General features: G+C 73.6%; 16 protein-coding genes and 2 pseudogenes. 10 read left to right on the top strand and 8 right to left on the bottom strand.

The window, feature by feature from the left end; translation table 11 throughout:
- Together I6A60_RS37195 and I6A60_RS37200 are read right to left on the bottom strand one after the other, a co-directional pair.
- Positions 1-980: ABC transporter ATP-binding protein (locus I6A60_RS37195; RefSeq protein WP_307874066.1), on the bottom strand; the 980-nt coding region annotated here is incomplete at its 3' end.
- 177 nt (positions 981-1,157) lie between these two features.
- Positions 1,158-2,114 (bottom strand): MurR/RpiR family transcriptional regulator, encoded by a 957-nt coding sequence (locus I6A60_RS37200; RefSeq protein ID WP_203042303.1) that lies wholly within the window; start codon positions 2,112-2,114, stop codon positions 1,158-1,160.
- A 153-nt stretch (positions 2,115-2,267) separates the two neighbouring features.
- Here I6A60_RS37200 and I6A60_RS37205 point away from each other — a divergent pair, with 153 nt between their 5' ends.
- Together I6A60_RS37205 and I6A60_RS37210 are read left to right on the top strand one after the other, a co-directional pair.
- Entirely contained in the window at positions 2,268-3,560 is a 1,293-nt protein-coding gene (locus I6A60_RS37205; protein ID WP_203023520.1) for a bifunctional o-acetylhomoserine/o-acetylserine sulfhydrylase, read from the top strand.
- A 75-nt stretch (positions 3,561-3,635) separates the two neighbouring features.
- A complete protein-coding gene (locus I6A60_RS37210; RefSeq protein ID WP_203042304.1) occupies positions 3,636-4,745 on the top strand; it encodes a homoserine O-acetyltransferase in 1,110 nt (369 codons plus the stop codon).
- Here I6A60_RS37210 and I6A60_RS37215 read toward each other — a convergent pair.
- The gene (locus tag I6A60_RS37215; protein WP_238437040.1) at positions 4,742-5,254 is read right to left on the bottom strand and encodes a hypothetical protein; all 513 of its coding nucleotides are present in this window, start codon (positions 5,252-5,254) and stop codon (positions 4,742-4,744) included. The two genes, I6A60_RS37210 and I6A60_RS37215, sit on opposite strands and share 4 nt — an antisense overlap.
- 162 nt (positions 5,255-5,416) lie before the next feature.
- On the opposite strand from I6A60_RS37215, the gene I6A60_RS37220 reads away from it, so the two are divergent.
- Positions 5,417-6,346 (top strand): proline dehydrogenase family protein, encoded by a 930-nt coding sequence (locus I6A60_RS37220; RefSeq protein ID WP_203023522.1) that lies wholly within the window; start codon positions 5,417-5,419, stop codon positions 6,344-6,346.
- Positions 6,347-6,396: 50 nt separating this feature from the next.
- Here I6A60_RS37220 and I6A60_RS37225 read toward each other — a convergent pair whose 3' ends face one another.
- On the bottom strand, positions 6,397-6,906 hold the full coding sequence (locus I6A60_RS37225; protein WP_374113368.1) for a MarR family winged helix-turn-helix transcriptional regulator: 510 nt from the start codon (positions 6,904-6,906) through the stop codon (positions 6,397-6,399).
- 83 nt (positions 6,907-6,989) lie between these two features.
- Here I6A60_RS37225 and I6A60_RS37230 point away from each other — a divergent pair, with 83 nt between their 5' ends.
- The 4 genes from I6A60_RS37230 to I6A60_RS37245 all read left to right on the top strand — a co-directional run bounded on the left by I6A60_RS37230 (position 6,990) and on the right by I6A60_RS37245 (position 10,865).
- Entirely contained in the window at positions 6,990-7,682 is a 693-nt protein-coding gene (locus I6A60_RS37230; protein WP_203023524.1) for a DUF4386 domain-containing protein, read from the top strand.
- A gap of 9 nt (positions 7,683-7,691) precedes the next feature.
- Positions 7,692-8,456 (top strand): SDR family NAD(P)-dependent oxidoreductase, encoded by a 765-nt coding sequence (locus I6A60_RS37235; protein WP_203023525.1) that lies wholly within the window; start codon positions 7,692-7,694, stop codon positions 8,454-8,456.
- Between the two features lie 230 nt (positions 8,457-8,686).
- Positions 8,687-9,898 carry a PLP-dependent aminotransferase family protein gene (locus tag I6A60_RS37240; protein ID WP_203023529.1) on the top strand — a complete coding sequence of 404 codons (1,212 nt, stop codon included), beginning with the start codon at positions 8,687-8,689 and terminating at the stop codon, positions 9,896-9,898.
- 10 nt (positions 9,899-9,908) lie between these two features.
- Entirely contained in the window at positions 9,909-10,865 is a 957-nt protein-coding gene (locus tag I6A60_RS37245) for a D-alanine--D-alanine ligase (protein ID WP_203023526.1), read from the top strand.
- Between the two features lie 48 nt (positions 10,866-10,913).
- Here the strand turns inward: I6A60_RS37245 and I6A60_RS37250 are convergent, their stop codons facing one another.
- Positions 10,914-11,981 (bottom strand): DUF2889 domain-containing protein, encoded by a 1,068-nt coding sequence (locus I6A60_RS37250; RefSeq protein WP_203042305.1) that lies wholly within the window; start codon positions 11,979-11,981, stop codon positions 10,914-10,916.
- Between the two features lie 246 nt (positions 11,982-12,227).
- Between I6A60_RS37250 and I6A60_RS37255 the strand changes: the two are divergent.
- Positions 12,228-13,025, top strand: a pseudogene (locus tag I6A60_RS37255) (DMT family transporter); the annotation flags it as partial.
- 102 nt (positions 13,026-13,127) lie between these two features.
- Here the strand turns inward: I6A60_RS37255 and I6A60_RS37260 are convergent.
- From I6A60_RS37260 to I6A60_RS37270, 3 genes are all read right to left on the bottom strand, one after another.
- A complete protein-coding gene (locus tag I6A60_RS37260; protein ID WP_203022763.1) occupies positions 13,128-13,988 on the bottom strand; it encodes an ABC transporter permease in 861 nt (286 codons plus the stop codon).
- Between the two features lie 64 nt (positions 13,989-14,052).
- The gene (locus I6A60_RS37265; RefSeq protein ID WP_203022762.1) at positions 14,053-14,892 is read right to left on the bottom strand and encodes an ABC transporter permease; all 840 of its coding nucleotides are present in this window, start codon (positions 14,890-14,892) and stop codon (positions 14,053-14,055) included.
- Positions 14,889-15,836 carry an ABC transporter ATP-binding protein gene (locus tag I6A60_RS37270; RefSeq protein WP_203022761.1) on the bottom strand — a complete coding sequence of 316 codons (948 nt, stop codon included), beginning with the start codon at positions 15,834-15,836 and terminating at the stop codon, positions 14,889-14,891. The genes I6A60_RS37265 and I6A60_RS37270 overlap by 4 nt, the downstream gene beginning before the upstream one ends.
- A gap of 472 nt (positions 15,837-16,308) precedes the next feature.
- On the opposite strand from I6A60_RS37270, the gene I6A60_RS37275 reads away from it, so the two are divergent.
- Positions 16,309-16,548: a hypothetical protein gene (locus I6A60_RS37275; RefSeq protein WP_203022760.1), complete on the top strand. Its 240-nt coding sequence runs from the start codon at positions 16,309-16,311 to the stop codon at positions 16,546-16,548.
- A gap of 73 nt (positions 16,549-16,621) precedes the next feature.
- A pseudogene (locus I6A60_RS43815) lies at positions 16,622-17,101 on the top strand (AAA family ATPase); the annotation flags it as partial.
- Positions 17,102-17,661: the final 560 nt, after the last annotated feature.

Genomic DNA, 17,661 nt, shown 5'->3' on the forward strand with positions numbered 1-17,661 from the left:
ACCCGCGTACCTGCCGGCCCGCGCCGGTCGTCTGGCGGCCGGTCACCGTCGCCCCGCCCCGCTGCCGGGCCGCCAACACCGCGACCACCGCCGCCCAGGGGCCGGGCCGGGGCGCCGGCCGGGACCACCCGCAGGTGCTCCGGCCGGATGCCGAGGGTGAGCTCGACCGGGTCGGTCGCCCCCGGCCACAGCGGGAGGTCGGTGCCGTCGGCGGTGACGACGATCCGCCCGTCCCGGGTGCTGGCCCGCGCGGGCAGCAAGTTCATCGGGGGCGAGCCGAGGAAGCCGGCGACGAACACCGACGCGGGGGTGTCGTAGACCTCGGTCGGCGTGCCGACCTGCTCCAGGCGGCCCTGGTCGAGCAGCGCGACCCTGGTCGCCATCGTCATGGCCTCGATCTGGTCGTGGGTGACGTAGATGAAGGTGGAGCCCAGCCGGCGGTGCAGGGCGGTGAGCTCGGTGCGGGTGGCCGTGCGCAGCTTCGCGTCCAGGTTGGACAGCGGCTCGTCCATCAGGAAGGCCTGGGGGTCGCGGACCAGCGCGCGGCCCAGCGCGACCCGCTGGCGCTGCCCGCCGGACAGCTCGCGCGGCCGGCGGGCGAGCAGCCCGTCGAGCTCGAGCTGGGTGGCGACCTCGCGGACCCGGCGGGCGATCTCGGCCTTCGGTCGCCGCGCGGCCCGCAGCGGGAAGCCGATGTTGCGCTCGACGGACAGGTGCGGGTACAGGGCGTAGCTCTGGAAGACCATGGCCACGTCGCGCTCGCGGGGTGGCAGGTAGGTGATGTCGCGGTCGGCGAGCATGACCCGCCCACCGCTCGGCTGGATCAGGCCGGCGATCATGCGCAGCAGCGTCGTCTTGCCACAGCCACTGGGGCCGAGCAGGACGAGGAAGTCGCCGTCGGCGATGTCCAGGGACACCTCGTCGACGGCCCGGGTCACGCCGAACTGCTTCGTGAGCCCCTCGATGCGGATCCCTGCCACAGGTGTCTCCCCGGTGTGACGTGCCTCATGTACTGGAATTCCACAGATCGGCGATCCGTGAATTTCCGTTACATGGGCAGAATCGGGGACCGAGGTGAACGGCGCGGATACTCCCCACGACGCCGCGCGGACGGCTAGGGCAACCCTCCCGGCATCGACTCCGGGTACTGACCGTGATCAGCCTTCGTCGTCGTCGGCGGGCTCGTCCGGGCCGATGATCATTGTGCCGAGCAGCTTGCGCTGCTCCTCGGCCGATGTGCCCGGCGCGCCCTCCCGGCGCAGCCCGACGGCGAGCTGGAGCGCGTTCACCAGGAGTAGCGACGGCAGGCGGCTGCCGATGGTGTCGCTGCCGAGCGGCCAGTGCGCCACGCCGACGACGAGGGTGGCGCTGGCAAGCCCGGCGACCGGGCCGGCGGCGTAGCTGGTCATCAGGACGATCGAGGCGCCCCGCTCCCGCGCGATCGTGGCGACCCGGAACGTCAGCTCGTTCACGCCGCTGCCGGTGATCAGGAGGCAGGCGTCGGCCTCGGACAGGCTGGCCGCGGCCAGCTGCTGGGTCTGCGCGTCCGCGGGCGCCTCGACCGACCGGCCGACCGAGAGGAACCGCAGCGCCGCGTCCTGCGCGACCGAGGCCGAGCCGCCGTTGCCGACGACCAGCAGCCGGCGCGCGCCGTCGAGCAGGTCGACGGCCAGCGCGACCTGGTTCCGGTCGAGGGCGGTCAGCGAGTCCGCGAGCACGGCCCGGCCGAGCTCGAAGACGGTGTCGACGATCTGGTCCGGCGGGTCACCGGCCCGCGGCTCGCGCAGGGCGGCGCGGGTGCCGGCGGCCCCGGCCTCCGCCTCACGGAAGTAGGCGCCGGTCTCCCGGGCGAACGCGACCCGCAGCTGCTGGAAGCCCCGGAACCCCATCGACTGGCACGCCCGGACCACCGTCGCCGCCGACACCTCGGCGGCCGACGCGAGCTGCGCCGCCGACCAGTCGGCCACCTCGTCCGCGCGCCGCAGGCACACCTCCGCGACCCGCCGCTCGCTGGGGATCAGCGCCGGCAGGGTCGCCCGGATGGTCGCGAACAGGCTGCCGGGACTCGGCTGTGCCGTCGTGGCCGCGGGCTGAGGGGCGGCGGAGCTGACCATGCGTACGTCTTACCTGACCCGCCTGGCGTCCGTCGCGACTGTTACGGAACTGCGGCGACGCCATGTCGGCAACGTGACGGCGCTCTTGTTGGTCATTTTGTTCGTCGGTACGGTCGGGAAGCCGCACGTCAGAACCCCGGAGAGGACCCGCACATGGTCGCCGACAGCTGGTCGTTCGAGACCCGCCAGATCCATGCCGGTGCCCAGCCGGATCCGACCACGGGCGCCCGCGCGGTCCCGATCTACCAGACGACCAGCTACGTCTTCCGGGACACCGACCACGCGGCGGCGCTGTTCGCGCTCGGCGAGCCGGGCAACATCTACACCCGGATCATGAACCCGACCCAGGACGTCTTCGAGCAGCGGATCGCCGCGCTCGAAGGTGGCGTCGGCGCGCTCGCGGTCTCCTCCGGCCAGGCCGCCGAGACGCTGGCGATCCTCAACCTGGCCGAGAGCGGCGACCACCTCGTCGCGTCGGCGAGCCTCTACGGCGGCACGTACAACCTGCTGCACTACACGCTGCCGAAGCTGGGCATCACGGTCTCCTTCGTCGAGGACCCGGACGACCTGGCCGCCTGGGAGGCGGCCATCCAGCCGAACACGAAGGCCTTCTACGGCGAGAGCGTCGGCAACCCCAAGGGCGACGTGCTCGACACCGAGGGAATCGCCGAGCTCGCGCACCGCCACGGCATCCCGGTGGTCGTCGACAACACGCTGACCACGCCGTACCTGTACCGGCCGCTGGAGCACGGCGCCGACATCGTCGTCCACTCCGCGACGAAGTTCATCGGCGGCCACGGCACCGCGATCGGCGGCGTCATCGTCGACGGCGGCACGTTCGACTTCGGCGCCTCCGGGCGGTTCGCGAACTTCACCACCCCGGACCCGAGCTACCACGGCCTGGTCTACTGGGACGCCCTCGGCCACGGTTCCTACATCGCCAAGGCGCGGGTCCAGCTGTTGCGCGACATCGGCGCCGCGATCTCGCCGTTCAACTCCTTCCTGCTGATCCAGGGCCTGGAGACGCTGTCGCTGCGGATCGAGCGGCACGTCGCGAACGCGCAGAAGGTGGCCGAGTGGCTGCAGGCGCGCGACGAGGTCAGCTGGGTGAACTACCCGGGACTGCCGTCGTCCAGGTGGTACGACCGGGCCCAGCGGGTGCTGCCGCGCGGCGCGGGCTCGATCCTCTCGTTCGGCATCCAGGGGGGCGCGCCGGCCGGCCGTAAGTTCGTCGACGGCGTCGAGCTGTTCAGCCACCTCGCCAACGTCGGCGACGTCCGCTCGCTGATCATCCACCCGGCGACGACGACGCACTCCCAGCTCACCGAGGCCGAGCAGGCGGCGACCGGTGTCACCCCGGACCTGATCCGGCTCTCGGTCGGCATCGAGCACATCGACGACATCCTCGCCGACCTCGACGCCGGTTTCCGCGCGGCCAAGGACTGAGCCACGGTCACCGTCGACGACGCGCGGGTCGCGCCGGCCGGGACGATCCCTGCCTCGGCCGCGTGGCGGCCCGGGGTGGACCCGGCCGGCGGGCGGCGCTTCGTCGTGCTCGACCGTCCCGTCGAGCTGGAGCTCGGCGGGACGCTGCCGGCGGTGACCGTCGCCTACGAGACGTGGGGCCGGCCCCGGCGTGACGCCGCCGGCCGGATCACGAACGCGGTGCTGGTGGCGCACGCGCTGTCCGGTGACAGCCACGCGGCCGGGCCAGCCGGCCCCGGGCACTCGACGGCCGGCTGGTGGGACGCGCTGATCGGCCCCGGTCGGCCGATCGACACCGACCGGTTCCACGTCGTGTGCCCCAACGTGCTCGGCGGCTGCCAGGGGACCACCGGCCCCGCCACCGCGGCGCCCGACGGCGCGCCGTGGGGAAGCCGGTGGCCGGAGATCACCATCGCCGACCAGGTGCGGGTCGAGGCGGCGTTCGGCGCCGACCTCGGGATCGCCCGCTGGGCGGCGGTGATCGGCGGCTCGATGGGCGGCATGCGGGCACTCGAGTGGGCGATCGCCTTCCCCGACCGGGTCGAGCGGGCCGTGGTGATCGCCTGCGGGGCGACCGCGACCGCGGACCAGCTCGGCCTCTACGCCGCCCAGCTCGACGCGATCACGCTCGACCCCGGCTGGCGAGGCGGCGACTACCACCAGGCGGCGCCGGGCGACGGTCCGCATGCCGGGCTCGGGCTGGCCCGCCGACTGGGCCAGCTCAGCTACCGCAGCGAGGCCGAGCTCGCGGCCCGGTTCGCCAACCGGGTCCAGCCCGATGGCCGGTTCGCCGTCGCCTCCTACCTCGACCACCACGCGGTCAAGCTCGCCCGCCGCTTCGACGCGGGCAGCTACCTGACGCTGACCCGGGCGATGATGACCCAGGACGTCGGCCGGGGCCGGGGCGGGGCCGCCGCCGCGCTGGCCGGCTGCCCGGTCGCGCTCACGGTCGCCGGCGTCGACTCGGACCGCCTCTACCCGCTCTACCTGCAACGCCAGCTCGCCGGTTGGGCCGGCGCCGCGGGGCCGACGGTGATCCGCTCGCCCTACGGGCACGACGGGTTCCTGCTGGAGAACGACCAGATCGGGGCCGTGGTGGCGGCGGCGCTCGACGGTCAGGCCCCGCAGGTCGTCTGCAACGCCTAGCTGCCTGCCGGCTTCGTCACGGCCCAGCAGACGTCGGACCAGCCGGGCGGGGCGTCGTTGCCGAGGTAGTACCAGCCGGGCGGCAGGAACGTGCCCCAGGGTGGCGGCGATCCGGCGACGACGGGGCCGAGGTCGTTCGGGATCAGGAATGGCAGGGTGCCGCTGGCGCAGCCGCCCCGGCCCGCGCGGAACAGCGGGTGGTGGGTGTTCGGGGGTTCCTGGCACAGGATCGCCGTCGTCGGCGGCCAGAAGAGGCCGGTCTGCGCGTAGAAGCCGCCCTCGACCCGGACGGCCCTGCCAGCCGCGGCCGGGCCGTCCGCCGGGATGTCGGTGCGGGCGCTGTCGGCGCAGTAAGGGCCGGGCGATCCGCCGGCGAGGGCCGGCGTGGCCGGGCCGATGGTGGCTCCGCAGGACGCGGCGACGGCGGCGGCCACCGCGATCTCGGCGACCCGGCGGCTCGTCCGGCGGCGACGGCGTGCGGCGGGCGGTGTGCTTCTCCCCTTGTTCACGGAGCGTAATTTAGTTATTGCTATGGGCTGCCATGGTGCGGCGAATGGGCATGTCGTCATCGAAACGTGGTCTCGACGTAACCAGACGGAAATCATTTCGCCGAATGGACGTGGCGGGTGACGTGCTCGAAGCTTGCTGTGTATCGCCAGAGGAGGCGTCGGATGATCCGTCGGGTGCTGCTCGCGGCCTCGCGCAGCGCGCGAGCCCGCGAGTTCGTGGTCGCCACCCCGGTGACGCGCCGGGTCGTCGACCGGTTTGTCGCCGGTGAACGCCCGCTCGACGCGCTGGAGGTTGTTCGGGGCCTGGCCGGCGAGGGGATTCTCGCGACCGTCGACCGGCTCGGGGAGCGGGGCGCCGACCTCGCCGACGCGCGGGAGGCGACGACCGCCTACCTGGGCCTGCTCGACCTCGCCGAGGACGCGGGGCTGGCCGCCGGGCTGGACGTCTCGGTCAAGCTCTCCGCGCTCGGCCGGCTCATCCCGTGCGGCGGCTGGAAGATCTGCTACGACAACGCGGCGGAGATCTGCGCGCGTGCCGCCGTCGTCGGCGCGACCGTCACCCTCGACGCCGAGGAGCACACCACCGTCGAGCCGGCCCTGCGGCTGCTCACCGACCTGCGCCGCGACCACCCGGCGACCGGCGCCGTGCTGCAGGCCTACCTGCGCCGGACCGAGGACGACTGCCGGCGGTTCGCCGTCGCCGGTACGCGGGTGCGGCTCTGCAAGGGCGCGTACCGCGGGCCGCGCGACGTCGCCTGGACGCGCCGGCCCGAGGTCGACGCGGCGTACGCCCGCTGCCTGCGGATCCTGATGGCCGGCGACGGCTACCCGATGGTGGCGACCCACGACCCGAGCCTGCTGGCGCTCGCGGAGCGGCTGGCCGAGGAGCACGGCCGCGCGGCCGGCAGCTTCGAATACCAGCTGCTGCACGGGATCCGCCCGCACGAGCAGCTGCGCCTCGCCAGCATCGGCGCCCAGGTCCGGGTCTACCTGCCCTATGGGCCCGACTGGTACCCGTACCTGCTGCGCCGGATGGCCGAGCGCCCAGCCAACCTCGCCCTCTTCCTGCGCGCCCTGCGCAGCCAGGCCTGAGCGGCGCGCGCCGGCTTCGAGGTCGATCGTGGCGACGGTGGCTGACGCCGTCAGGTGTGGAGCTTCTTGGCCTTCGCGCTCTGGAGCGAGCGGTAGCCGGGGTGGACCCCCGGCGTGAGGTCCTGCTGCTCGGCGATCCGCCGCAGCAGCGCGGTCAGCTGCCGGTGTTCCTCGGCGGAGAGCCCCTGGCACAGCTGCTGCTCGTGGGCCGCGCTCGCCGTGCGTAGGTCGGCCAGCAGCTCGGTGCCCCGGTCGGTGAGGTGCAGCGCGTAGAGACGCCGGTCGGTGGGGTTCTTGCGGCGCTCGATCAGCCCGCGCTCCTCCAGCTCGTCGGCGAACGGGACGAAGCGGCTCGGCGGCATCCCCAGGTCGTCGGCGAGTTCGCGCTGACTGCGTCCGGGGCTCAGGGCCAGCAGGCGCAGTAGCCCTGCCTGCGGGGGAGTCAGGTCCAGGGCGGCGATCCGCCGCGCGAACAACCCGGTCGCGTGCGCGCCGAGCTGGGCCAGCAGAAACGCGGCGCCGGGGCCCTGCGGTCCCGGACGCGAACCCTCGTCAGTCATCGCCATGGCGGTATTGTGCACCCTTGACATCGTTACAAACTGAAATCATTATCGGCTGTATAGCGATCGACTGAGGAGTCGTCATGACTGCCACTGCCGCCCCACCCGCCACTGGGACCGCCAACCGTCGGCCGCAGTCCGGTCCGCCGCTGCTGGCTCCCGTGCTGGCCTTCACCGGGCTGACCATCGCGTACGTCGTCGCCAACCGATCCACCCCGCATCCCGACGCCTCCGGCCTGGAGGTGCTGCACTACGCGGGGCTGCACGGCACCACGATCAAAGTCGGTGCCTTCCTGCTGTTCGCCTCCGCCGTGCCGCTCGCGGTCACGGCGGCGGTGCTCTACCGGCGGCTTCGGGCGCTCGGCATCACCGCGCCGGGCTCGGCGATCACTCTGGTCGGCGGAGTGCTGGCCTCCTGCACGCTGACGCTCAGCGCGCTGTTCGGCTGGGCCGGCGGACGGCTCCCGGCCACCGCCGACCCGGCGCTCGCCCGGGCCCTGGCCGATCTCGGATTCCTTGCCGGCGGCCCCGGCTACGCGGTGATGTTCGCTCTGCTGATCGCCGGAGTCTCGGTGACGGGCCTGCTCGCCGGCCTGCTGCCCCGGGCGGCGACCTGGATCGGGCTGCTCCTCGCGGCCGTCGGCATGGTCTCCAGCCTCACCCTGCTGGGCTCCGGCTTCGGCTACCTGTTGCCGGCCGTCCGCTTCGGCGGCCTGATCTGGCTGGTGGCCGCCGCCGCTCTGCTCCCGCGCACCCGCCCGTCCCGTCACCAGTAGGAGGCCCGGATGTCCGGCAGCTACCCCGACCTGGCCAGCCAGGTCGTCGTCATCACCGGTGGCTCGCGCGGAATCGGCGCGCGGACCGCGCGGTCGTTCGCCCACCAGGGCGCCAAGGTCTGCGTCGTCGGCCGCGACAGGGACGCCCTGGCCTCGGTCGTCGCCGACGTCACCTCCGCGGGCGGCGCTGCGACCAGCCGGGTCGCCGACGTCACCGACTCCGTCGCCCTGGCCGGTCTGCGCGACGAGGTCGAAGCGCGGCTCGGCCCGGTCGACGTGCTGGCCGCCTTCGCGGGCGGCCAGGGTTTCCCGGTCCCCTCCGCCGCGCTCTCACCGGAGCAGTGGCGGCAGATCCTCGACTCCGACCTGACCTCGGCCTTCCTGACCATCCAGGCGTTCCTGCCCGGCATGCTCGAACGCGGCCGGGGCTCGATCCTCACCATGTCCTCCGCCGCCGGCCGCCAGCCCAGCCAGGCCAACCTGGCGTACGGAGTCGCCAACGCCGGCCTGGTGATGCTGACCCGCCAGCTCGCCACCGAGCTCGGCCCCCACGGAATCCGCGTCAACTGCATCGCCCCGTCCTCGATCCGCACGGAGAAGGTGCAGGCGCGCATGCCAGCCGAGATCCAGGAACAGGTGGCCGCCGCTCACCCGCTGCGCCGCCTGGGCAGCACCGACGACGTCGCGCAGACCGCCCTCTTCCTCGCCTCCGACGCGGCGGCGTGGCTGACCGGCGTGACCATCGACGTCGCGGGCGGCCGCGTGACGGGGTAGGGGCGTCACCCCGTCGGTAGCGGAAATCGGCTGGCCGTGGTCACGACGGGCTGGTTGGCTGTCGCACGGTGCGTGTTGTCGAAATGACCGCGCGGCGACTGCTTCTACTGGCAGGCGACTGCTTCTACTGGCATCAGTGGCGGGGTGGCTGGGTGGATCGGGATCAGCGGGCGGGAGGTCCGGCGTCGACGGACCGCTGGTGGGACTCGTACGCGGCCCGCGCCTCCGGGATGGTCGCCTCCGAGGTACGCGCGTTGTTCGCCGTCGCGAGCCGCCCGGAGATCGTGTCGTTGGCGGGTGGGATGCCCGCGGTGGACGCACTGCCGTTGGAGGCGGTCGCGTCGACGGTGGCCGACCTGGTGCGGAGCCGGGGTCCGGTCGCGTTGCAGTACGGCTCGGCACAGGGTGATCCGGAGCTGCGGGCGCGGATCTGTGACGTGATGGCGATGGAGGGCATCACCGACGCGCGGCCAGACAACGTCGTGGTGACCGTTGGATCGCAACAGGCGCTCGATCTGCTGACGAGGGTGTTCATCGATCCCGGTGACGTGGTGTTGACCGAGGGTCCGACCTATGTCACGGCGATCAACACGTTCGCCGCCTACCAGGCCCGGGTCGTGCACGTCCCGATGGATGGTGACGGGTTGGTGCCCGGCGCGCTGGGCGAGACGCTGGCCAGGCTGGCGGCCGCGGGTGCGCGGGTGAAGATGCTGTACACCGTTCCCACCTTCCAGAACCCGGCGGGGATCACCCTTACGGCGCCGCGGCGTGCTGAGGTCCTGGAGACGTGCCGGCGCGCCGGGGTGCTGGTGGTGGAGGACAACCCCTACGGCCTGCTTTCGTTCACGGGTGAGCCGGTCCGGGCGATGCGGGCGGATGCGCCGGATGACGTGGTCTATCTGGGTTCGTTCTCCAAGACGCTGGCGCCGGGCATGCGGGTCGGCTGGGCACTCGCGCCCCAGCCGGTGGCCGCGAGGCTTGTGCTCGCGGCGGAGTCGGCGATCCTCTCCCATTCGATGTTCACCCAGCTCGCCGTCGAGCGGTATCTGGCGACTCAGCCGTGGCCGGAGCAGATCAAGACGTTCCGGGAGCTGTACCGGGACCGCCGCGACGCGATGCTGACGACTCTGGCCGAGACGATGCCGGCCGGCACGACCTGGACCAGGCCCGAGGGCGGGTTCTTCGTCTGGCTGACACTGCCGGACGGCGTGGACGCGAAGGCGATGCTCCCAAGGGCCATCGCGGCCAGGGTCGCCTATGTGCCCGGCACCGGCTTCTACGCCGACGGGTCGGGCCGCGACGCCATGCGGCTGTCCTACTGCTACCCGCCCCCTGAACGCATCCGGGACGGCGTGAAGCGGCTCGCCGATGTGCTGCGGGCCGAGATCGGCCTGCGCCGAGCGTTCGCCGGCGATCCCGCCACCGACCCTTCCAGCCACTGAGGACGTGATCGTGACCGACCTGGGCCGTGTGCTTGTCCTCGCCGGGGGCCTCTCGCCCGAGCGAGAGGTCTCCTTGCGCTCCGGGCGCAGGCTGCGTGACGAGCTGGAACGCATCGGCGTCGATGTCGAGCTGCGTGACGTCGACGGCTCGACGCTGCCCGCGCTCGACGCGGACCCGCCCGCTGTCGTGATCCCCGTCCTGCACGGCACCTCGGGTGAGGACGGCACGATCCGCGAGGTGCTCGACCTGTACGACCTGCCGTACGTCGGTGCCACGCCGGTCGCCTGTCGGGCGGCTTTCGACAAGGCGACCGCGAAGGCGGCCCTCAGCGCGGCCGGGTTCGCGACGCCGTCGGCGGTGACCCTGCCTCGGGAGGCGTTTCACGACCTCGGAGCCGCGGCCCTGATCGACCGGGTCGTGGCCCGGCTCGGCCTGCCGCTGGTCGTGAAGCCCCGCGCGGGGGGATCGGCGTTCGGTGTCGGCCTCGTCGAGGAAGCTGGCCAGCTCGCCGAGGCGCTGATGGCCTGTTTCGGCTACCACGACTGGGCGCTGATCGAGAGCGCTGTCGCCGGGGTCGAGATAACGGTCGGCGTTCTCGACACCGGCGACGGACCGGTGTCCCTTCCGGCCGTCGAGATCCAACCGGTCGCCGGTGTCTACGACTACGCGGCCCGCTACACCCCTGGTGCGACCACCTTCCACATCCCGGCACGGCTGGACGAGGACGTGCTGCGCGCGGCCGCGGCGACCGCCGTCGCGGCCCACCGGGTCCTGGACCTACGTGATCTGTCGCGCACCGATCTGATCGTCGACGCCGACGGCGTCGCCCAGTTCCTGGAGGTCAACGTCGCCCCGGGCCTGACCGCCACCAGCACGTGGCCGATGGCCCTGAAGGCCGCCGGCCTCGACCTCGCGGTTGTCTGCCGTGACCTGGCCGCGGTGGCAGCGCGCCGCGCCGCCGGGTGAGCGGTGACGGGTGGGCGGTGACGGCACGCGGCCATCAGCCGTCCCGCGTCAGGCGGTCAGCGCTGCGACGAGCCGGGGGAGGTCTCCCAGGGTGCGCAGCGTGTCGTTGAGGTGGGTGCAGGTGGTGATGCCGACGAACTCGCGGGCGACGCCGTCGCGCAGCTCGCCGGCCTGGCGACCGACGATCCGGGCCGCGCTCGGGCGTGCCTGCGGGCACTGCGGGCCGGGCACGACGCCGATCCCGGCGGACGCGTCCAGCACGGTGCCGTCGGCGGCGACGGCCGCGCGCACCGTGAACTCGTGCACGACCACCTCGGCGTCCCGCGGGTCGTGGAAGCTGTCCCGGACCAGTCCGTCGGCCAGGAACGCGGCTCCCGCGGGCGCCGCCGCCCGCGCGGCCGGGCCGGCCGCGCCGATCGGGACGAGGTCGAGGCGGCGGACCCGGCGCATCGCGGCCGGCTCCAGCGACGGCATCGGGTGCCAGCCCGGCTCGTCGGCCGAGACCAGGTCGCCGGCGAGCGGGCCGCGCTCGCGCATCGGGCCCTTCTCGGCGCCGGCCGCGCGCCGGCGGGCCAGCGCGCCGTCGGCCTGCCAGCCGGCGCAGATGTCGGTGCGCGCGGTCCGCTGGACCCCGGAGGCGGGATCCCGATGGACGCCGAGGCGGGCCAGCGCCGCGGCCGACACGATCGTCGCCACCGGAACGTCGTCGAGCAGCTGGGCGAGTACCGAGCCGAGGTGCCCGTCGCCGAGCGCGGCCCGGGCCGCCGGCCGGAACTTCGACAGGGCCGAGCGCCCGACCAGGTCCGCCGCCGCGGGCAGCGCCGGATCGGTCCGCAGCTCGTGGATCAGGCGGGCACCCGTGTAGTCGAGGGCGACGAACAACCCGGCGGTGTCGAGGACCCGCGGGCCGCCGTCCGGGCCGGTAAGCAGGTCGTGGCCCCGCCCGACCAGGTGCAGCGCGCCGTCCGGGCCGTCGGGGCGCAGCATGTCGATGCTCGTCGTGCGGCGCACCGAGCCCGGCACCCGGGCGGGGCTGCGCGACGTCGGGCCCTGGGTGCCCGGCCACAGCGGACGGTCGGGCCCGGCGGTGGCCTCCTGCCGGGTCTGGACGGTCATCGAACGCTCCGATCGGGCGGGCCGGGACGGCCGCAGGCCTCGATCATGGCCGCTAGCATGCGGCGCGGTCCACGTCCAGAGGCCAAGGGTGAGCAACCTCGCGCCCGACCGCGTTCGGCAGCCTGCCCGCTGACCTTCACGTCCGGGTCGCCCGAATGATGACCGGGGGCGACGTTTCCCGCCTATCGTGACCGCCATGCGAGGCGCTGACGGCGCGGCATCCGCCGCCGGTGCGAGTCCCCAGCTGTGTTGATCGTCGTCGCGCTGAGCCTCGTCGCCGCCTTCCTGTTCGCCTGCTCCGCCGTCCTGCAGCAGCACGCCGCGACGCGGCAGGACGGGCCGGGCTCGTCCGCGCTCGCCCAGGCGGTCCCGGGCGTCGGCCTGCTGCTCGCGCTGGTCCGGGACCCCTGGTGGCTGGCCGGCTGGGGAACCAACGTCTGCGGGTTCGTCGTCGAGGCCTCGGCGCTGTACCTGGGCTCGGTGTCGATCGTGCAGCCGCTGGTCGTCACCCAGCTGCTGTTCGCCCTGTCTCTCGGGACCCGCCGGTCGGGCCGGCGGATGCCGGCCGGCGCCTGGTGCGCGGCGGGCTCGGTGTGCGCGGGGCTCGCCGTGCTGCTGGTCGTGCACGGCCGGCCGCCGGTGGACGAGCGGCTCGACGACCAGCGCCTGCTCGCCATGATCGTGGTGCTCGTCGCCGCGGCGGCAGCGCTCGTCGCCACGTCGGCCTCGCTAGGCCGTCGGCTGGCCGCGCGGGCTGGGCTGCTCGGGGTCGCCTCCGGGTTCTTCTTCGCCCTGACCGCGGTGCTGCTGAAGCGCTCGGCCGGACTGCTCGTCGACGCCGGCCCGGCCGCGCTGCTGCGCGGCTGGTACCTCTACGCGCTGATCACCTCGATGCTGTGCGGCATGGTCACCGGCCAGACGGCGTTCGCGACCGGGCCGTTCGCCGCCGCGATCACGGGCATGAACATCACCAACCCGGTGGTGTCCTACCTGCTGGCCGTGCTCGTCTACGGCGTGCCCGCGCCGACGGGCGTCCCCCGGCTGGCCGGCGTGGCACTAGCCGGCGCGCTGGTCGCCGTCGGCGTCGCGGGCCTCGCCCGCGGCATCCCCCCGAGCCACCACCTCGGGGAGGAGCTCTTCGCGGGGTCAGGCGTCGCGGCGGACCAGCGTGTAGGCGGCGGCGCCGAGGCCGACGGCGAGCCAGATCAGCAGCACGATCAGGCCGGCGAGCGGTGGGAGCACGTCGTCGCCGGGCGCCCTGGTGCTGGTCACCAGGGCCTGGCCGGCGCCGTCGGGGATGTACTCGTGGATGCGGGACCAGTGGCCGGGCAGGAAGTTCGTGATGATCGGTACCACGAAGATCAGGCCGAGCAGGCTCGCGATCGAGCCGCCGGTGCTGCGTAGCAGCGTCCCGAGCGCGAGGCCGAGCAGGCCGATCGCCGTCACGAAGAACGCGGCGCCGAACAGCACCCGCACCGCGCTCGGGTAGCCGAGGCCGACGCCGATGTGCTTGTGGGCGAAGATCGCCTGCCCGGTGAAGAACGCGACGAGCACCGCCACGAACGCGACGACGAAGCTCGTCACCGCGAACACCGCGGCCTTCGCGAACAGCACCCGCAGCCGGCGCGGGACCGAGCCGAGCGAGGTGCGGATCATCCCGGTCGAGTACTCGCCGGTGATCAGCAGCACGCCGAGCACACCGATCGCGATCTGCGAGAAGTAGGCCCCGGTCAGGCTCTGCAGCACCGGCTGGAACGTGAGCTTGTCCTGCACGCTGGCCTTGTCCCAGTGCGCGACGACGGCCCAGCAGATCAGGTCGCCGAGACCCACGGTGACGACGAACGCCGCGAGCAGCGTCCAGACCGTCGAGCGCAGCGACGTCAGCTTGGTCCACTCGGACCGCAGCACCCGCGGGATGGTCACCCGCGCCGTTCGGTGGAAATCAACCGGGGCGCGGTCGGCCGCGACCGGCGCCGCGACGGGGGACGCCTCAGGCGTGGCGGTCATGCCTGTCCTTCCAGCGGGATGACGAACGCGTGCGGATGCGGGCCGGGCGGGCGGGCGCCAGCCGTCAGGCGTCGCGCCGCAGGAGCACGAAGGTGGCCGAGCCGAGGCCGACGGCGAGCCAGACCAGCAGGACGATGAAGCCGCCCAGCGGGGACAGCAGGTCGCTGCCATGATCACCGATGGTCACGAGTGCGCCGCCGGCGTTGTTGGGGATGAACTTCTGGATGTCGCCCCAGCGGCCGGGCAGGAAGCTGGTCACGATCGGCACCACGAAGATCAGGCCGAGGAGGGCGGCGATCGAGCCGCCGGTGCTGCGGATCAACGTGCCGAGCGCGATCCCGAGCAGGCCGATCGTCATGACGAAGAACGCCCCGCCGAGCAGCACCCGCACCACGCTCGGGTCCCCGATCGAGACGCCGGCGTGGATCTGGTTCAGGATCGCCTGGCCGCCGAAGAACGCGACGAGGATCGCGGCCAGTGAGACGACGAAGGTCGTCACCCCGAACACGATCGCCTTGGCCGCCAGCATCGGCGCCCGGTGCGGGATGGCGCCCAGCGAGGTGCGGATCATCCCGGTCGAGTACTCGCCGGTGATCAGCAGCACGCCCAGCACGCCGACGGCGATCTGCGAGAAGTACCCGCCGACCAGGCTGGTCATCACCGGGTCTTTGAGGTCGTCGGGGTTCGCGGAGTGGTGGAAGTCCGCGACGGTGATCGAGCTGATGAGCAGCCCGAAGCCGATCGTGACCACGATGGCGGCCAGCAGCGTCCACACGGTCGAGCGCAGCGAGGTCAGCTTCGTCCACTCGGACCGGAGGATCCGGGGGAGCGTGACCTTGGCCGTCGCGTGGAAGCCGGCGCCCCGGACGTTGGCCGGGCCGGCGTCGGCGGTGGTGGCGGTCACGCGTTCGCCCCGGTCGGCGCCGAGACCCGCTGACCCGGGGTCGTGCCGTGGGTGTACTCGACGGCGTCCTTGGTGATGTCCATGAACGCGTCCTCGAGGGACACCTGGCGCGGGGTCAGCTCATAGACCGGTACGCCGGCGGCGAAGGCCGCCTCGCCGATCTGCTGGGCCGTCAGGCCGTTCACGTCCAGGGTGTCCAGCCCGGTCGCGCTGACGGTGACGCCGTCACGGGCCAGGGCCTCGTTCAGCCGGGCCGCCTGCGGCGAGCGGACGTGCACGAGGTCGCCCGAGGCCTGCCGGATGAACTCCTCGACGGTGGTGTTCGCGATCAGCTTGCCGCGGCCGACGACGATGAGGTGGGTGGCGGTCAGCGCCATCTCGCTCATCAGGTGGGACGAGACGAAGATGGTCCGGCCCTCGGCGGCGAGCGCCTGCAGCAGGGTGCGGATCCAGCGGATGCCCTCCGGGTCGAGCCCGTTCACCGGCTCGTCGAGGATCAGCACGCCCGGGTCGCCGAGCATCGCCGAGGCGATGCCCAGGCGCTGCCCCATGCCGAGCGAGAAGCCGCCGACCCGCTTGCCGGCGACCTCGGTGAGCCCGACGAGGCCGAGCACCTCGTCGACGCGCCGGCGCGGGATGCCGTGCGTCTGCGCGACCGCGAGCAGGTGCTTGTAGGCCGACCGGCCGGTGTGCACCGCCTTGGCCTCCAGCAGCACGCCGACCTCGCACAGCGGCGCGGCGAAGTCGCGGTAGGCCTTGCCGTTGACGGTGATCGTGCCCTTCGTCGGCCGGTCGAGGCCGATCGCCATGCGCATCGTCGTGGACTTGCCCGCACCGTTCGGGCCGAGGAATCCGGTGACGACGCCGGGCTGGACGGTGATCGTGAGATCGTCCACCGCCGTCTTGCTGCCGTACCGCTTCGTCAGGCCACGCGCCTCGATCATCCGGCCACCTCGGTCTTCCGTCCCCTCAACGCAGCAGTTCGAACGGCTGAACAGTTCGAACGGTTGTCCGTCCCGTCCACCTTAGGACCACATCGCCGCGGCCCCGGCGGCGCCGGGTTGCGACATGCCGACGATGACATGGCCATCCGATGACGCCGCGTCGGCACCGGTCGGGCCGGCCGCGCCCCCGGCGACGGTGCGGCCTCGGTTATCGCCGCGTCACCACAGGTCAGCGCCCCGGTGGGCGGCGCCGCGAGGTGACGGCCGCCACGTGGCCGCGAAACCGGCCGGGCGCCCCCTGTCGGGAACTCGACAACCCGCCGACCTCGGACCGGTCGAGCCCGCGGCTCGGACGGCATCGGTCGCGAATCGGACAGGCAGGACAGCGCGAATCGGTCAGCTGCCCGATGTCGGACCCCCCGTCCGACGGTGATCGTGGGTTACGCGACGACAGCACCGAGAGACGCGCCAGGTGGCGCGAGAGGACGTGACCAGCATGTGGTCCTGGCAGATCATGGAAGCGGCCGGGCGGGAGCACACCGAGGACCTGCGGCGGGCCTCCACCGCGGCCCGTGCCGCCCGGGAGGCTCGGGCGGCCGACGACGCGCCGCCCCGCCGGCCGCTCGCGCTCGATCCCGACGACGTGTACCCCGACGAACCTGCACCCGACCGGGCCGGGCGGGGACGGCCGGCGAGCCGGCGCCGGGGCTGAGCCCCGCCGGGCGCGGCTTCGCCGATCGGAAAAACGAGTGGAGTTGTCACACCTGACGGCCAGACTGGAGGGCATGACCCCACTGGCGAGCCCCGTGTTCGTCGGCCGCGCCGCCGAGCTCGGCCGGCTCGACGACGCGCTGCGCCGGGCCGAGGCTGGCGAGGGGGCCGCCGTCATCGTCGGCGGCGAGGCGGGCGTCGGCAAGACCCGGCTGGTCGAGGAGCTGGTCGCCCGGGCGGACGAGGCCGGGCACGCGGTGCTGACCGGCGGCTGCGTCGAGCTGGAGGGCGACGGGCTGCCGCTGGCGCCGGTGGTCGAGGCGCTGCGTGGGCTGGCCCGCCAGCTCGGGCCCGTCGGGCTGGTCGGGCTGGTCGGCGACCGGCGCGGCGAGCTGGCCCGGCTGCTGCCGGAGCTGGGCCGCGGGGCGCTGCCCGCGGCCGGCGAGGACGCGCACAGCTCCGGGCGCCTGTTCGACCTGGTGCTCGGTCTGCTGGAGGCGCTCGCCGCCGCCCGGCCGGTGCTGTTCGTGATCGAGGACCTGCACTGGGCCGACCAGTCCACCCGGGCGCTCGCGGCGTTCCTGCTGCGCAACGTGCGCGGCTCCCGGGTGACGCTGGTGCTCACCTATCGGGCCGACGGGGTCGGGCCCGGCCACCCGCTGCGGACCTTCCTGGCCGAGGCCGAGCGGCTGCGCTGGGCCGCGCCCTCTGGGCGGGAGCGGACGCGCTGGGTCGAGCGGGTCGAGCTGCACCGGTTCGGCCGGGTCGAGGTCGCGCAGCTGGTCGGCGCGATCCTGGGCGCCACCGTGCCGGACAGCCTGGTCGACGACGTCCTGGCCTGCTCGGATGGCAACGCCTTCTTCGTCGAGGAGGTCGTGGCCGCCTCCCAGGACGGCAGCCTGGGCGTCGTGATCACACCCACGTTGCGGGAGGCGTTGCTCGCCCGGGTCGACGCGCTGCCGGCCGCGCCCCGCGCCCGGGTGCGGGTCGCGGGGGCCCGCGGGCCGCCGGGTGCCCCCGGGGGGGGGGGGGCGGGCGCAGCGCGACACGGTCGTGAAGCTGCTGGCCGACATCCCAGGGGTCACCTGCGTCCCGCCGCGCGGCGCGCTGTACG

The organism is Frankia sp. AgB1.9 (assembly GCF_016786355.1).
In the GTDB taxonomy this organism is placed as follows: Bacteria; Actinomycetota; Actinomycetes; order Frankiales; family Frankiaceae; genus Pseudofrankia.

Coding starts and splice junctions, on each gene's coding strand:
- I6A60_RS37250 (WP_203042305.1), bottom strand. CDS start 11,981: ATGACCGTCCAGACCCGGCAGGAGGCCACCGCCGGGCCCGACCGTCCG.
- I6A60_RS37220 (WP_203023522.1), top strand. CDS start 5,417: ATGATCCGTCGGGTGCTGCTCGCGGCCTCGCGCAGCGCGCGAGCCCGC.
- I6A60_RS37230 (WP_203023524.1), top strand. CDS start 6,990: ATGACTGCCACTGCCGCCCCACCCGCCACTGGGACCGCCAACCGTCGG.
- I6A60_RS37235 (WP_203023525.1), top strand. CDS start 7,692: ATGTCCGGCAGCTACCCCGACCTGGCCAGCCAGGTCGTCGTCATCACC.
- I6A60_RS37225 (WP_374113368.1), bottom strand. CDS start 6,906: ATGACTGACGAGGGTTCGCGTCCGGGACCGCAGGGCCCCGGCGCCGCG.
- I6A60_RS37240 (WP_203023529.1), top strand. CDS start 8,687: ATGGTCGCCTCCGAGGTACGCGCGTTGTTCGCCGTCGCGAGCCGCCCG.
- I6A60_RS37270 (WP_203022761.1), bottom strand. CDS start 15,836: ATGATCGAGGCGCGTGGCCTGACGAAGCGGTACGGCAGCAAGACGGCG.
- I6A60_RS37260 (WP_203022763.1), bottom strand. CDS start 13,988: ATGACCGCCACGCCTGAGGCGTCCCCCGTCGCGGCGCCGGTCGCGGCC.
- I6A60_RS37200 (WP_203042303.1), bottom strand. CDS start 2,114: ATGGTCAGCTCCGCCGCCCCTCAGCCCGCGGCCACGACGGCACAGCCG.
- I6A60_RS37205 (WP_203023520.1), top strand. CDS start 2,268: ATGGTCGCCGACAGCTGGTCGTTCGAGACCCGCCAGATCCATGCCGGT.